We start from the raw sequence: 15,332 nt of genomic DNA, 5'->3' as shown, positions 1-15,332 counted from the left end.
AAAATTCGGCACCTCAAACAATTGCCTTCACTATTTATCTGCCAAGGAGAAAGTGCGAGTTATTGAGTATGGATACTCAAATCTCCGGATAGCAGTGATTGCGTATATAATTTGCGGCGAGCGCGAACAAGGGAAAGAAAGTGAAACAGTCTTTTGCAAGCTAAAATGAGACGCGCCTCAGCCATGACTAGAGCAGACATCAACGCAATGCCAAATGCCAAAAACTAGGGCACAGTATAGCAAAAAAGCTGTCCCGTCAGACTTCACAGCTATCTTTGATTTATTTGAGTGCCCCAAAAATAATACCTGTTCTTACACCAAGAACATAAGGCAAATAGCATTCATCTCTGTCAGCCATGGGTTCGTTGCTATAAAAAATTCGTGCGTTTCTTGCCAAGAATACGGCCAGAAATTAGCCTTCAAAAACTCCGTAATTTTGAGCATAAAGTCGTCATCTAAGTTTCAATGAAACGAATCTCAGACCTTTTTATTAAACTAAACTTATCGAAGAGTCCAAATGAATCAACCAAACAATATTGATCCTGCAGCATTAAATGTCCAGCCTATTGCTAACATTTATCAAGAAGGGCAGATCATAAAAGTTCAGATGAGACTTCAAATTCGGGACATATGTGTTTTTGATCCTGTAATGCGCTTGTTCATTCGTCATGTAGGGGCTGACACCTATTTGGTGGCTTCTGATACGCATCAAGGTGGAATATTTCTGCCTTGGTTGCCACGCGGCGAGTTCTGCTTCAACTTTGAATGGCCAGTATCACTTCCTCCGGGCAGTTATGAACTTGGAGTTTCATGGGGAACGGTAAGCAAGGTTCGCACACCGGATTCATTACAATTGTTTTCCATCCATGGGATTGAGTCAGCACAGCAGATTTTGTTAGGTACGTGGAGTATTAACTCGGAAACGGAAACTCGTTTAAATCAGCTGTCATGGCGTCAAGGTATGACTAATTGGTTTCATCGTCATTTTTGTCATGCTGCAAAAGTCATTGGAGAACTTTGTCTCGCTAATTCTGAAAAGCTGCATGGCAGAATTTTGGATATCGGTGCAGGCGAAGGAATTACAGATTTGAGTATCGTTCTGCGCTATCAGCCGCAAGAACTTGTCGCCTTAGATATTGTGGACTACATAAAAGAATTACCTAGAGTCGCTCGGGAAAACGGATTGCCTTTACAAACAATGCCTGACAACTTTACTTTTATACAGCAAAGCTGCGAGGAAATCCCATATGCCGATGAGAGTTTTGACGTTGTGATATCTTGGGGCTCGCTTGAACATATTGCAGGGGGATATCGAAAAACGTTGGATGAAGTTTATCGGGTGTTGAAACCAGGTGGATTATTTTTCGTCGCCCCTGGTTTGTACTATTCAGCGTTGGGAAGCCACTTGGGCGAATTCGATTCTACTCCTCATCTACATCTGCGCATTCCAGAGGCTGATTTAAAGGAAATGGTAATGACCACAAAACCTACGATAATGGATCGTTCAGGTTTTAATGTCACAAATGAAGATTATTGGCGTTTTTATAAAGAACTTAATCCTATTCGCCTGGCTGATTTTGAAAAAGAATTGCGAAGCTATGGATACATTTTACTCCGTGCAGCGATCAGAACCAGCGAAGTAGTTGAGTATGATGCAGCATTACAGCCGTATAGTATTCTGGATTTGGCTGTAGAAGAGCCATACATGGCAGTTCAGAAACCGGAGAAAAATCTCAATCATTAGATGTCTCGATTTTTATCTTAAATTTTCAGTCTAGACAGGTTTTTATTCTGTGCACCATATGAAAACAAAAGATAGTGGTGATCAATTATTTTTGAACACGCAGCGACTGTAAACTTGGGAGCTATCCGTTGAGAATGCCATTTAAGTCTTCCGGCGATTTCCAATGTAATCCACATATAAATCGCGGCAGACACCACAGGTTATCTTGATCTGTTATATATCGGCCATCAGCTGAAAACGCGGCTGCCAAGCCATGCTCGTCAATGTGATCGGGCAAATATTCTTTTACGAGGTAATCGTTGTAGTGACCGTAGGGAAATGCAAATAACGGGACTGAAAGTCCATTTGTCTTTTTTGAAATTAAAGCCGAAGCGTCGCGAATCTGAGCGTTCGCATCAGCATATGTTGCAACTTCATGGAAGCTGCCACGTATTTCTGAGGATAGAACAACACTTGGAACGACGGGGTGTACATGATCCAAACTGTGATTTCCGATTGAAATCATTCCCGTTTTGGAAGCGTTTTCCCACCAGTCATCACCTAACCAGTCTTCATCCAGGAACGTATAACCACATTCTGGGCTTCGCGCCATCGCTTGACGCGCGGACGGAGAAGCAATTACGAAACTAGTCGCGCTTAATCCTGGCTGGATATTAGTATCGTGTTCAGCTCGAAACTTCATCATTTCGTTATAAAAACTTCGCTGGTAACCGTGAACCGGGTGAATAAAATCTTTGTAGTCGAACACTGGACCGTCATCGAAGGTGAGAGCTACATAAATTTTTTCGTCATTGTCCGACCGCTCCCCCGCCTGATAACGACGGATTCTCGCGACAAGTGACATTAATGAAATAATCTCGCCTCCCGCCGCTGTAATCAATTCCAGGTCTCTTGAAAAAGCTACGTGATCGTTATTTTCGTATCCCGCTCCAAAAACGTTGTGCGAGTGATAACTTAAGACTATCCCTTTCATACTTCGTAATTCCAAAGTAACACCATAATTGTACCCATAGATTCAAATCGCAATGCTGCCAAGGTCACACGAGTCTGCAAGAAGCCTTTTTTGCTGGTTTTGCTCCGGGATCAGCCGTTCTTCAATTTCTGATGGCCAGTCACGCACTGACCATCTCTGAAATCGGCCCTTTAGCGATTAGAACGGTCCAATTTCAGCGATTGAATTTATTAGTTCATATTGTTGTTCTGTACTCGGTGGTGCGAACCATTTGACGATCAAATGCGGGTGATGCGTATCAATGTATCCCGCACGCTTATCGACCAAATAAGCCATTTTGTCCCCACAATAACCAAACCAAGCAGTGCAGTCGTTAAGATCTTTTGATGCCTCTTCCATTAAAATTTGTGCGACTCCTCCCCGATCTTTACATTCGCGCCAGTGATTCTTGGGCAAACGACGATAAAAGCCTTTTTTTACACACATTCCCCCCTCCAAATATACCTCTCCAAAACGGATGAAATTACAGAACCCTATTGGTTCAAAATATAAATCGGTCCATCGATAAAATGCGACGTATTGCCTCCAGTTTTCAGGTGGCGTAGGAATCGCTAAGCCACAATTATTACGAGGGATCGGAAACGGTGTACCAAAACTTTCCAAGAAAAGGTCGGCGACAAAAAAAGCGGCTGACTCAGTACGGATAATGCAGATTGATTCGTTAAAACTTTTCATAGTAAAACCTGTTTTAATATGAGAATGAGTATGGCGCTACGTTATGGGTAGTCGATATTACATATGTGAGAACTCTATAGATAAGGAATGCGGTTGCTGATGCTAATTGGCATTATATGATGACAAACCTAAAGAGGCTGATTTAAGGGTATTTCAAGTTTTATACAATCAGGTATTCTGCAGCCACTTGGTTAATAAGACCTCTCGATCAGGAATAAATGCCGTTCTTAATGGGGCCATCTACTAGATGTTTCTTCAATTCAGAGTACCTGGTACTTATTAACACAGCCAAATGAAGTTTTAAGTGGAAAGTACCCCCGCTGTGCGGTTTGACTGGTAGATTAGTTCAAACATATCCTGGCCGGATCAATAGAGGCTGCGGCTTGAGAAGAACAACTTCCGGCCGGCCGCTTTTTTTTCAATTGCACATTCTTGTTCGTACATCGCTTTCGTTGAAATAGATGTACGGCCAAATGTGCAATCAGATTCTCGACAAGACTTTTGTTGATTCATCTACGCTTAGTAAATCGTTCTCTTGCGCTAGAATTGTTTGAAAAATAGCCCGCGCATTCGGTACCCCACCTACTCTTCGAGCTCATACCGGTCCCGATTACCTTTGCAAGATCGTGCGTAGTTCTTCTGTTGACTTCCAATCACAACCACATACGAAACGGGGAATTAGCCATCGGTTAGAATCGTTGGTGACGTATTCCGGTTCAGTTGTAAGTGCCGCGGTGAGTCGATGTTCTGACGTATGATTAGGAAGATACTCCCGCACCAAATAGTCAGAAGCTTCGCCATAGGGGTAGGCAAAAATTGTGGATGTCGCAGCTCCGCAAATAGAGTCCAAATAGTCGGACGCTTGCCGAATCTCCGCATCAGCCTCTTGATAGGTTGAAACGACTGAAAATCGTCCTTTCTCATGCAAAACAGCTGTCGAATCTAAAGTGATGTGATTATGGTCCCAGCTATGATTTTGAATTCGAATCACTCCTTCATGGTGGGCTTGCTGCCACCATTCATCACTCCACCAGCGATGTCCCGCCATACAAGTGACCTCGAGTTGCGCACGCGCTTGTGGTGACGCAATTACGAAAGACGTTGCTTCTATTGGAGGCTGGCCTCGTCCAGTATGCATTCGGGAAAAATCACGCAAAATGTTCGCCATACTCTTCTGCTGCCCGTGAGTAGGGTGATCAAGATCGTGCCAATCAAACCATGAGCCGTCGTCAAACGTAATAGCAACCCATTTGTTTACAGGGTCTAACTTGTGATGAATTACCGCACAGACTATTGTGCTCAATGGAGTTATCGTCCAGCCTAGCTCAGTGAGCAAACGCAAATCCATACTCAACGCAACGTGATCGTTATTTAAATACTCATTGCCGTCAACGTTCATTGAATGATACGTCAAAATCAGTGCTGTCATGGTTGAGCTAATTCAGTTGTGTGGTACGCATGGAAGAGGCTATTCACCAGAATGGTTAGCACAATTAAAACGGCCCAAGTTCACGTACTTTTTCGATTAAAGCGAGCTTTCCTGTATCTTGCATAGTTGAACTCCACCATGCAATCACATATTTAAAAGGAGTTTTTTCAAATCCAGCGCGGAGAGAGATGCGCTCTGATAATGGATCACCACAATAGCCGAACACCCCTAATGTTTTGTCCTGGAAGTGCTTAAATGCCGTGGACAAAGACAGATAATATGCGCCGCCAGCATTACGCAGACTTGCACGCTCCTCTGGACTCATTTTCTTGAGAACACGTTGATCAACACAAGCGCCGCCGCATAGCAAGCAGCCCTGCCATTCATAGAAATGGATGTAACATACGGGAAGAGTAATCGAATCTTTACTGTCGTAATAAGCCACCAAGTGAATTGGTTCTTCAGGCGGCGAATCGTGAAACTTGAAACGAAATAAATCTCTCACATTTTCACATATCGTTTGCTGCATACATATGCGGAAAAATGGTTTCTCCTGGTCTGGCAAAACTAAAGTATTAATGGTTCGAATTTGCTGAGACATACATCAACTTTGAATCATTGATTAAGAGAGCGCTGAACCTTCCATAATTGCCAACGCGGAACTTAAAACTGTAATGCCAATAAATATAACGCATGAGGTCGGAGAGACGTTGCATCAGGATAGTTTAATTTCAAAAGACGAGTCGATTTTCCACTCTGGTAATTCTAATCTGATGGTAAAGCCTTTACCAGAAAGGGTTTCAGGCCGATACATGGCAGAGTACATGAAATCAACGAGACTCAACAAGCTTCAGCGCTACGCCACTTATCTTGACACCCGCTTTTTGCTGCACAGCAGGCAGCTGCCACTCCAACGTCAAGCGCGACATCTGCTGTTTTTGAGCTGCCGGAAAAAGGCAACGTGCCGTGTTTTGCCCGGTTAACTGGAGTAAACAGGACAGTTTTTCGCCATTCTCCAGTAATAACACGGCTGATGCTCTGGTTTGCTGCGGCCAACTCCCGGTTACAACAAGCTCAGTCGGGGCCGTCAAATAGCGCATTTCCCACTGCGGTGAAACCAGACCAATGTGCACACCTTCCCCCGTCAGATGCAGCTCTCCATAACCGCTTATCAGACGTGTTCCGGCTGCCGGGATCCAGCCATCATTGCTCTTCACCAAATCATTGCCAAACGGGTAAAGCAAGCTGCCGACCGGCCACGCTTGCATTGCGCGCAGCCACCAGACGAATTGATACTCATAGGCCGAGCCTTCCATGGCATCGTAGGCCTTGAAGTTATGCGGGTGCACTATGCGGTCACCCACGTAACTGCCCCACATCGGTGACAGAAAGTGCACACCACCATTTATGAGCGCCTGCATGGTGGCATAGGATTCACCGTGATTCGGCAATTTTTCTGGAAACGCAATCGTGGCGGGATGGAATTCTCCCACGCCCCATTCAGGATCGACGCGCCGGATATTGTCGATGAGGCTATTACCGCTGCGCGGCTTGCCTTCGTTGCGGCTGGCTGGGCCATACAAAATCACGCCCAAATGGCCTTGGCGTGGCTTGGCACCTTCAATCGACACCCCCGCCTGGTCGTTCCAGCCATTGGCATAATCAGTAATGCTTACTGCGACATCCGCCTGAATAAAAGTTTGACCAGTATAAATACGCTCTGGCGGCAAGCCTGCTTCTACTACCCAGGCAGCAAGGTCATCATAATGGCGTGCCACTAGATGACGCCTGAATTGCGTCCATAATTGCTGCCATTGATCGCTGTAATCGATAGATAGGCGTGGTGGTTCAATGGCGCTAACTTCCTTCCAGGATCGCTTGGCGAGCCGGTTTGCGTCGGCCAGAGTCAACCCGGGTTCGTGTCGAGAGAAGGCTAGTTCGCCGCCATTTGCGTAAGGGCCGAGGTGGAACAGCCATTCTCGGTATTGACGCAATGTGTCCGGATTGTAGTCGTACCACTGGGTCAGATAGAACCACGGATTGATATACTCATCCGGGTCGAGGTTGATCATCACATAATGGGCGGGATGCGTCTGGTTGAATTTGACAATTTCGCGCACGGCGGCTTGCAGGTTACGCTTCTTGTAATCAAGAAAGCGGCGGTTGTAGCGGTTCAGGCTCATCATGCGTGCCAATTCCGGACTGTCGACAGCGCCGGCCAAACCTTTCAGAGCGTTGTCTGGCTCAGACTTGCCGAACTGATTCCATTGCACGGCGCGCTCGTCTTGCTCCAACATATCGACAATATCCAAATCCGGCGCGGCGAACTTGGAATCGGCCCAGACGCCGCCATCCAGTGTGATCATCAACGGTGCGCGAAAGCGTAGCGCAGTCTCAAATAACTCACTCAAGGATTCACCGGTCATACCCTTGCCGTTACGATTGCGCAGGTGCTCAGGAAAGTTGGGATCAAATATATAATCGGCCTGCTCGCCTTTGGTGGTACGCATATATTCAACACGCCCGCGGAAACCGATTTCAACACAGCCGCCTTGTGCCATATCGCGTAATTCCTGCAACTGGCGAAAATTATTACGAAAATCCACCGCCCCGCCGGGATAAAACACACGCAATTTCTTGCCAGAACAAGTTTGTTTTGCGGTTAAGTTTTTATCGAGCACCAGCGGCCCAGGCAATACAGCAATATTGCCCGCATTATCTTCCACGCGTACCTGTAATCGCTGCAAACCAGACGGTATGACGGCAAATGGCACAGTCAGATCGTACAGATCACCTTCCTTGAGTGGCGCATCGCCCGCCTTGTCACGGTTAAAGCGAGGGTCAGAAAAAGCCGATAGCAACTGCATTTTTTTTGTCAGCGTCATTTTTCCCAGAGGTGTACCGCTTTCAGTTTCTACCTCTGCAGACCGAATGCCTTGCTCATCGGCCAGCCAGGCGCGCAGCTCTATTGCACCGGGCGACATCATTTTGTGATGCTGCGCCAATATCTTGCCAAACGGCAGATCGTTAATCACTTGCGGCCCGACGATTTCGCTGTTATGTCCTTTGCCATCTTCAAGCAGAATTTGAAGGCGATAACGGCCGCGCGGCAACTTATGTATTGGCAGCACCCCCTCGAAACCACTGGTTGCCGCCTGCGGCCAAGCTGGGAACACCTTGGCAACGTCATCTCGCTTACTGTTGGCTGACAACGTCAACATTTCTTTATCCTGCGCCAATACCCGTATTTTCACCGGGTCCCGCCCTCCCACCGCCCAGCCGCTAATCAAATTTTGACCATCAGCCTTGATCGGCTCGGTTATGTCCAACACCCCAAAGGGCTTTGAAAAATCAACGGGCACCCGGCCAGCGTTAAATATCTTACCAACGCCGTTTGCCGCGCGCACTTCCAAAGCTGAGGTATGCGGCGGAATAATGCCGCGCGCAAATGCAAAGGTATATCCGGAAACAGGCGCAAATTTGCATTGCGGAAGGGCTGAAGTCACATCAGTTCTGACGAGGCTCGGCTTGACACTGGCAAGCAACTTGCCGTTCGCCCACATCTCAACACGGCTTACTCCCGCAGCATCGGCTGCCCAGCCCTCAATATAAATGCTGGCTTCGCCGGTAGAATCCACTATTTTCGGCGTATCAACCGCGCCACGTGCTTCACAGACTGACGGTGCCATTTCCAATTTTATTTGCGGCCAGACAAGGCTGGTGGCGCCTCCGCCAATCGCGACAACTGATACAGTTACAATTACCGTTAGTAGCAATTTTTTATTAAGGTAGCTAATCATTTCATTGCTTTTGTTAGTGGCATGGCTTCTGAAGGGGCACTTGAATGGATATTCTGTGACGGATATTGAAGAAAGTACATTCGACAAACCAACAGAGAATTATCGAAATACCTAAGATAGTAAGGTGCAACTAATCGTTCCAAATAATACCATTTACTGTTCGTAAATGATGTTTGTACGGGATTAGCAATTAGGGCAACACTCAATAGGTAATTGACAGGGCAGTTTAAGTCTCAAGTACAAAAAGCGCAGCATGATACGGCTTGAAGTCAGATTGTCCATTGAGTGCGAGTCCATTAAAACCAATGGACTTCCTAATGGTATAAACTAATGGCATCGAAGTTCATACCCCATAGGTTCTGTTCTCCAGTGGTTCAGTCCAATAAGGTTTATTCGCCGCCAATAAGGTCGTGAGTTTAAACAAGTTTGGGGAGGGCGGCAGATAAACGCTATTCATTAGGCGAACCCGCGAGGAGTCAAAAAGTTGAGCAAGAAAATATTCCGTTCGATTACTGAGCCCGTTCGTAAAGGCCTTTCTTGGGAGAAGTGCTGGAAGGCTGAAGATCAAGGTTCAATCCGGAGTTGGGAAACCGGGCGTGAACTGAGAATATTAAAGCCGGAACTTGCTGCTCGCGCCGAACGTGGCGAATTACCAGCTTTGGATTGGAAAGGCGGACTAGATAAGCCAATGAAAGGCGAAAAGTGGGGTTCATACTTCTACCTGGCTCAGCTGCAAGGTCTGAAAGACGAAGATCTCAATATTGACCTTTCAGTAGATGTCAAACTGGTCTGTGCTAGTACAGGTGTCCAAGTGACATACACCAGTGATATCTCTAAATATGGCGGTGCATGAATGCAGGATATTGAGAATATAAGTTTTGTTGCGCTAGATGTAGAAACAGCTAACGCAAATATGGCTTCCATATGCCAAATTGGTCTTGTCGAGTATGTTGATGGGCGTTTAGTACACGAATGGAAGTCATTCATTGATCCTGAAGACTATTTTGATGGTTTGAATATATCCATCCATGGGATCACAGAAGAGACTGTTGACGGGTCACCTACATTATTGGATTTAAGCGAAAAATTACGCTCAATACTTGATGGGAAAGTTGCCGTTTGTCATACCCATTTCGACAGAGTAGCCATTAGCCAAGCTTGTCGAAGGTACAAGATTGCCGTCCCAAATTGTAGTTGGCTAGATTCGGCAAGAGTTGCTCGTAGAACGTGGATTGATTGCGCTTGGAAAGGATATGGTCTTTCGCCTGTTTCAAAGATGCTGGGTTTTCAGTTCAAACATCATGATGCTCTCGAAGATGCCAAAGCATGTGCTCATATTCTTATCAAGGCATGTAAAGAAAAGGGTCTTGATATCGATGGTTGGTTGTCGAGAGTAAGAGGCCCAATAATTCCCGGGGTCGGAGGTGGCAGTGCTGCAATAAGACGAGAGGGAAATCCCGATGGCGAGCTTGCTGGAGAACTTCTGGTCTTTACTGGTGCTCTCGAAATATGCCGGCAAGAGGCCGCCAACCTTGCAGCATCAGTCGGCTGCCAAGTCGCACCATCAGTTACTCAGAAAACAACCATCCTTGTAGTTGGTGACCAAGATATTAGTAAGCTTGCAGGTCATGACAAGAGTGCCAAGCATAGAAAGGCAGCGGAACTAATTTCTCAAGGCGCTCCAATAAGAATTATCGGGGAAAGCGATTTCAAGGAATTAGTAAGGCTTACACATGAATATGCCTAACAAACCGCTCCTGAGTGACCAAAACATCCTGTCCTCCCTTTGGAAAAAGGGGACGCTACCCTTTTATTTCATTAGGCCAGAAAAGCCCATGTCACAGCCAACAGCCAACTTCATGCTTAGTTTCCAGAAAGTGACTCCAGCAGGGCCTTAAAATCAGGAGACTGATCCAGCAACTGTGGGCCAATGTCGACAAGGTCTTTCACTTGATTGCGCGACAAGGAAAAACGGGTCGGCAAGCCCAAGAAGTAGTTACGCCGCCCGGGGTCTGAAATCGCCTCAAAATTCACCTCAATCACATAGGGCTCGATAGTTTTTGCCAATTGTGGCAAGCGCTGACCCATGCATTTATCCAGCATTTTCTGACAGGCTGCTATCACCATTTGCGTTTGCTTGCGCGCAGCCGCAAGATCACGCATGAATTCGATGGTCTCGAAGCTGTAGTTGTCTAACGCGATAGTTGCAGTTTTGAAGGCCACCGTGCCAAGGCTGGGAGGGCTCTCGGCGCGGCTGAAGTCACCTTGGTCGTCAGTTCGAGCATTGACAACGATGAAGACCAATCTATCGATTTCTCCCTCGTTGATCAAACTTCGAATAAAGCCACTGGTCCGCAAAAACGCATCTTCAAGCGGACGTAGCCCGATGTTGTCCGCCAACCCCCCGTCCATGAGATGCACATAAGGACGCGCCTCCTTATCGAGATAGGCCAACTGGTTGAGTGCCCACTGATAACGACGGCGGTTGACATAGAAATCTTCTTTTCCGAGTTTGACATCCGTTGGAACAACGTAATTCTCAGGACTTGCGTAATTCTTCAGGCTCAATGGGCTCAACAAAAAGGGAAATGCCGATGAAGCGGTAACCGCCCTGGAAATAGGATAAGTCGCCAAATCCGAACCAAGAAAGTCAAACTGTGCCTGAGTGAATTGAAATCCGTCCCCATTGGCCAAGTTGGTGGAATTGATGATTACAAAAGGCCGTTTCTTGAGGTCAGCCAGATCCTTGAAAGTCTTGCCTTCGAACAACACCTCATCGTAAAGCTCTGCTGCCAAATCAATGCGGCTGAAGGTGGGCGAAGCCAAACGCAACCAGTTGGTTGGAGCCAGTGCTTTGCCAAACAACTCCCGTTGCACATTGCGCTCAAGAAAGTGCGTCCTGAAGTCGGAGAAAATCTGCTCTCCGAAGAGGCCATAATAGGCCGCAGTGAACGAGCCACCAGAGACCGACGAGATGCAATCCACCTCGTCCAGCAGACTCTTAGTCACACCCTGCCAGACGATCTTGGTGTCGCGCAGCTTTTCCATAATGCCATAGGAAAATGCCGCCGCACGGGTACCACCGCCGGAAAATACCAGGCAGACAAACAATGAGTTCGTATTCGGGGGGACGGCATCCTGAACAAATCGGTAACCGCTATCCTGTTGGAAGGTTGCAAGCGGAGTGTTGACGGGATAGTGCGCGCACCCGGACGTCGCCAAGACCAGCAAGAGCGCCAGAGCGGCCATGGCCCGGCAGCTATATGGGATCAAAGGCCACCTCCATCGGCGTGAGCGGCGACGTATCGCGCAGAACAATATTGATTGATGAAGGGGTAAAATTATATGGCGGGCCCAGCGCTACAATGTGAGCTCCCGCTTCGAGTTCTATGATCTCCTCGGTTCGTCCAGAAAAAATATCATCGACCACCACTCGTCGAGAGCGTGAAAAATGTGCCAGCAGATATTCCATCGCATTCTCCTTGAGATTTAAAAAAGTCCGCATCCGTCTCTGTTGTTATTGTTGTTATTAGGGTGATACGTTCCTTACAAAGTCTTCAGATATTCCACTAACGAATTCTTGTCCTCTTCCGGCAGCCCGGTGCCGAAGTCGTGGCCCATGTTGCCGTTGCCGCGCAGGGTGGTGTCATATTTTGTACCTGCCCTTTCCGCTTCCGGGCCTTGCGAAATGAAGCCCATATTGGCGGGATCATAAACATCGTAGCCACGCCAAAATGCCTGCGGCCGCTGGCTGGGCGGTTTTAACAGATCCCTGAGCGAGGGGATGGAGCCGTTGTGGAGATAAGGCGCGCGCAACCAGATACCATCGAGGAACTGGGCGACGTAACCGATCAATGGTTCTTCCACCAGGCCTTTACGTTCGAGGCCCATATCTCTGACAACTTTGTTTGCTTCAATGGCAGCCTGTTGGTTCCAGGTGTCCATGCGTCCGCGGTCGGTGCCAATTTCGGCGAGGAGAATACGCGTTCCGACACGGGCGGACGCATGGCATTGCATGCAGTTTGCATCAAACACTGACTTGCCCTTGGCGGCCAGGGCTTGGTCTATGATGAAAGGATATTTTGGTGCAGGCGTGTTGCCGAGGTAGTCGAGCAACCAGTCGATCTGTTTCAAAAAATCGTTTTTATCATGCGGTGCCGCACCTAGCAAGCCCAGCGCAGAGTCCATAACGACCGAGCGCGGGTCATGGGAATCACCGGCAAAGTTCATGCGGTGGCCCAACTCAGGTTTGTATTTTTTCAGATTCCATACCGAAGGCATGTCGGTGGGCCCAAACGTGTCGTCCATTTTCCAGCGGATCATGAAATACTTGGTCAGGTTCATCGCATCATCGCGTCCCCTTCCCCATTCGGGAAAGTCATGACGATAGATCCACTGGAATTGCCCTTCGCGCTCCAGCAGCCTTTTTTTGGTGATCGGGATAATGAGGAAGCGGTAAGCCATGCGGTCAATCCAGTCGAGCTTGGCGGCGCCATTGATCTCGGACATCAAATTATCGGCATTAAAACGCGGGTCTTTCGCGCAATCGACCAGGAAGCGGAAGAAGGCTTCCAGATCAAGCGTGTGGTTGGGGCCGGTGGCGATGAGAACAGGATTCTCGTTATGCGCTTTGCGGTAACTTGCCACATGACAGGCAGCGCAGTTATTGGCCACGCGATCAAAACCGATACGGCGTTTGGTGAAGCCGATGGGCAACTCTTTTCCCTGCTCCCAGTTCACACCAAAAGCGGCAAGGCCGCCCGGCTTCGGCAATTTTTCCGGAAACATGCGCGGCAGCACATAGAAAATCCAGTAAGGAATACCGGCATCGAATTCAGCACCGATAGAGCCATATTTGAAGCGCTCCTCCGCGCTGGAGAATGGCGGTTGGCCGTAATCGCGGAAGAACCGATCCCAGCTGACATAGCCGAGCACCGCGACCGTAATGAGGGCAAGAATACCGAGTGGGAGCAGCCAGCGAGAGCATTTGCAGAGTTTTGTCATGATATTTCTCCTTCCTTATTGATCTTTTTGTTCATGGACATTCCTTCCCTCACCCTTAGTCCCTCTCCCTGGGGGAGAGGGAAGCAAAGCCCTTCTCCCCCAGGGAGAAGGTGGGGATGAGGGAAACCACCTTAAATGGAAATTCTGTCATGTGTTTTGGAGTACTCAATTAAGTCAGAATGTTTTAAGGTATTCAATCAGCGCCCATTTATCTTCATCAGGCAGTTCAGTTCCGTAAGCCTTGCCTGTATGACCCGCCTTGCTGTTGCCGGGCTTGTCTGTGTCGTAAGCAAAGTAGGATTTATCGCCATCCTTCGCCACGTCCGCGACGAATCCTAATTTCACTGGATCATAAAGATCATTACCGCGATAAAAGTGTGCTGGACGCTGATTCACCGGTTGCAGCAGATCCCACAATGTTGGTACGGAGCCATTGTGTAAATACGGCGCGCGCAACCACAGACCGTCCAGCGGGGCATTGGCATAACCCCAGGTTTTGCGGAAGTGCGTAAATCTATAAGCCGTTCCGGCATACGGCGTGCCTAGATTTTCGGCGAGCATAGGGGTAAAGGAATTAAGCCGGTTGGGATCGGTGCCTATCTCTTTCAGAGGTGTGACTTTACCGACATACGCCCCGGAAAAATCGGTGCCGCTTGCGCCGTGGCAGGCAGCGCAATATTCCTTGTAAATCGTTGCGCCGTGCTGGACTTTGACCGGATCGATGGGGAAAGATTTTCCAAAGGCAGGCGCCGTGGCGCTGGCATTCCATACCTGGATACGCGTCATGGCGGCGTGGTCCAGACTGGGCGGCGTGGCTCCAGTGCCGAAGGCAGCGTTAAGATTGCGCTCTTCTACGTAATTGTTGTTGCCATCCCAATGCAACTGCATGCTGGTTTTCTTGCCCTGATTCCAGATAGTTGGAAAATCGGCCGTACCCAGCAGCTCCTCATGCGGCAATTGTTCAATGGAAAAATTGAACAGGGCCTTGGCGGAATTGAAGGTATCAACCCGGCCCGGCCCCCAATCCGGCTGTGCGTCAATGAAGCGCATACGATGCATGAGGGAGGTGACGCGGTCGCGCATCAACGTAATGGCAACAGGGTAAACCACATAGCGATCCAGCAGCGACAGCTCGACGCCCTGTTCTTGGATAGCTTGAGCCTGAATGACTGGTACCAGATATTCAGCACTGAATTTCACGTCACGCATACAGCTATTGATGAATTTCTCGAAGGCCATCAGATTAAAAGTGTTGGCGCCCATGCCAACCACCAGCATGGGCTTGGCATCCGCTTTCACACGTACAGTTGAGGTATGGCACACCGCACAGTTGAGAAAAGTGCGGTCGATACCCATATGCCTGCGTTGACTCATGCCGACCGGAAGATCGTGGCCAGGCTCAAAAATCATGCCCAGTGACGCATACCCCTTACCGGGAAGATATTGGCCGCAGATTTCTGGCAATGCCCGGAATACCCGTTTGGGAAAACCCATCACGCGGTCGCCACCCGTAGAACCGTATTTAAAATGCTCGACCGGGTCTGCATACACGACGGGTTCATCGCGGCAAAAACGCAGCCCGGTGAGCAGCAGCAAAAGTACGACCAGAATGATGCCCGACCATAACCCGATACGGCAGACTATGCAGGAGGAGATTTTCATAAGGGA

12 protein-coding genes are annotated in these 15,332 nt (G+C 48.2%); 3 read left to right on the top strand and 9 right to left on the bottom strand.

Translation table 11 applies throughout. The features are described from left to right. Positions 1 to 517 precede the first annotated feature (517 nt). Positions 518 to 1,744 carry a methyltransferase domain-containing protein gene (locus MKZ32_RS00125; protein ID WP_239795393.1) on the top strand — a complete coding sequence of 409 codons (1,227 nt, stop codon included), beginning with the start codon at positions 518 to 520 and terminating at the stop codon, positions 1,742 to 1,744. Positions 1,745 to 1,865: 121 nt separating this feature from the next. Here MKZ32_RS00125 and MKZ32_RS00120 read toward each other — a convergent pair whose 3' ends face one another. The 5 genes from MKZ32_RS00120 to MKZ32_RS00100 form a co-directional block, all read right to left on the bottom strand. Continuing rightward, positions 1,866 to 2,717, bottom strand: coding sequence for a polysaccharide deacetylase family protein (locus MKZ32_RS00120; protein WP_239795392.1), 852 nt, complete (start codon positions 2,715 to 2,717; stop codon positions 1,866 to 1,868). A gap of 177 nt (positions 2,718 to 2,894) precedes the next feature. Continuing rightward, entirely contained in the window at positions 2,895 to 3,431 is a 537-nt protein-coding gene (locus tag MKZ32_RS00115; RefSeq protein WP_239795391.1) for a hypothetical protein, read from the bottom strand. A 610-nt stretch (positions 3,432 to 4,041) separates the two neighbouring features. Beyond that, positions 4,042 to 4,860, bottom strand: a complete 819-nt coding sequence (locus MKZ32_RS00110) for a polysaccharide deacetylase family protein (RefSeq protein WP_239795390.1) — start codon at positions 4,858 to 4,860, stop codon at positions 4,042 to 4,044. A 64-nt stretch (positions 4,861 to 4,924) separates the two neighbouring features. Next, positions 4,925 to 5,461 (bottom strand): hypothetical protein, encoded by a 537-nt coding sequence (locus MKZ32_RS00105; protein ID WP_239795389.1) that lies wholly within the window; start codon positions 5,459 to 5,461, stop codon positions 4,925 to 4,927. Positions 5,462 to 5,690: 229 nt separating this feature from the next. Then, complete coding sequence (locus tag MKZ32_RS00100) at positions 5,691 to 8,660, bottom strand: hypothetical protein (protein ID WP_239795388.1); 2,970 nt, start codon at positions 8,658 to 8,660, stop codon at positions 5,691 to 5,693. Between the two features lie 484 nt (positions 8,661 to 9,144). On the opposite strand from MKZ32_RS00100, the gene MKZ32_RS00095 reads away from it, so the two are divergent. Beyond that, entirely contained in the window at positions 9,145 to 9,513 is a 369-nt protein-coding gene (locus MKZ32_RS00095) for a hypothetical protein (RefSeq protein ID WP_239795387.1), read from the top strand. Next, the gene (locus MKZ32_RS00090) at positions 9,514 to 10,407 is read left to right on the top strand and encodes an exonuclease domain-containing protein (protein ID WP_239795386.1); all 894 of its coding nucleotides are present in this window, start codon (positions 9,514 to 9,516) and stop codon (positions 10,405 to 10,407) included. Positions 10,408 to 10,523: 116 nt separating this feature from the next. Here MKZ32_RS00090 and MKZ32_RS00085 read toward each other — a convergent pair whose 3' ends face one another. From MKZ32_RS00085 to MKZ32_RS00070, 4 genes are all read right to left on the bottom strand, one after another. Beyond that, a complete protein-coding gene (locus MKZ32_RS00085) occupies positions 10,524 to 11,933 on the bottom strand; it encodes a patatin-like phospholipase family protein (RefSeq protein WP_239795385.1) in 1,410 nt (469 codons plus the stop codon). Continuing rightward, positions 11,920 to 12,132 (bottom strand): hypothetical protein, encoded by a 213-nt coding sequence (locus MKZ32_RS00080; protein WP_239795384.1) that lies wholly within the window; start codon positions 12,130 to 12,132, stop codon positions 11,920 to 11,922. The genes MKZ32_RS00085 and MKZ32_RS00080 overlap by 14 nt, the downstream gene beginning before the upstream one ends. 74 nt (positions 12,133 to 12,206) lie before the next feature. Then, a complete protein-coding gene (locus tag MKZ32_RS00075; RefSeq protein WP_239795383.1) occupies positions 12,207 to 13,664 on the bottom strand; it encodes a c-type cytochrome in 1,458 nt (485 codons plus the stop codon). 174 nt (positions 13,665 to 13,838) lie between these two features. Continuing rightward, positions 13,839 to 15,326, bottom strand: a complete 1,488-nt coding sequence (locus MKZ32_RS00070) for a c-type cytochrome (protein WP_239795382.1) — start codon at positions 15,324 to 15,326, stop codon at positions 13,839 to 13,841. Between the last annotated feature and the right edge of the window lie 6 nt (positions 15,327 to 15,332).

Origin of the sequence: Candidatus Nitrotoga arctica (genome assembly GCF_918378365.1) — a bacterium.
GTDB lineage: Bacteria > Pseudomonadota > Gammaproteobacteria > Burkholderiales > Gallionellaceae > Nitrotoga > Nitrotoga arctica.
Note: the sequence above shows the minus strand (reverse complement) of the source record. Positions and strands in the feature narration are given on the sequence as shown.

What these genes read in the sequence shown, in the direction of transcription:
- MKZ32_RS00090 (WP_239795386.1), top strand. Translation starts at nt 9,514, where the DNA reads ATGCAGGATATTGAGAATATAAGTTTTGTTGCGCTAGATGTAGAAACA.
- MKZ32_RS00075 (WP_239795383.1), bottom strand. Translation starts at nt 13,664, where the DNA reads ATGACAAAACTCTGCAAATGCTCTCGCTGGCTGCTCCCACTCGGTATT.
- MKZ32_RS00080 (WP_239795384.1), bottom strand. Translation starts at nt 12,132, where the DNA reads ATGGAATATCTGCTGGCACATTTTTCACGCTCTCGACGAGTGGTGGTC.
- MKZ32_RS00100 (WP_239795388.1), bottom strand. Translation starts at nt 8,660, where the DNA reads ATGATTAGCTACCTTAATAAAAAATTGCTACTAACGGTAATTGTAACT.
- MKZ32_RS00110 (WP_239795390.1), bottom strand. Translation starts at nt 4,860, where the DNA reads ATGACAGCACTGATTTTGACGTATCATTCAATGAACGTTGACGGCAAT.
- MKZ32_RS00105 (WP_239795389.1), bottom strand. Translation starts at nt 5,461, where the DNA reads ATGTCTCAGCAAATTCGAACCATTAATACTTTAGTTTTGCCAGACCAG.
- MKZ32_RS00125 (WP_239795393.1), top strand. Translation starts at nt 518, where the DNA reads ATGAATCAACCAAACAATATTGATCCTGCAGCATTAAATGTCCAGCCT.
- MKZ32_RS00070 (WP_239795382.1), bottom strand. Translation starts at nt 15,326, where the DNA reads ATGAAAATCTCCTCCTGCATAGTCTGCCGTATCGGGTTATGGTCGGGC.
- MKZ32_RS00115 (WP_239795391.1), bottom strand. Translation starts at nt 3,431, where the DNA reads ATGAAAAGTTTTAACGAATCAATCTGCATTATCCGTACTGAGTCAGCC.
- MKZ32_RS00120 (WP_239795392.1), bottom strand. Translation starts at nt 2,717, where the DNA reads ATGAAAGGGATAGTCTTAAGTTATCACTCGCACAACGTTTTTGGAGCG.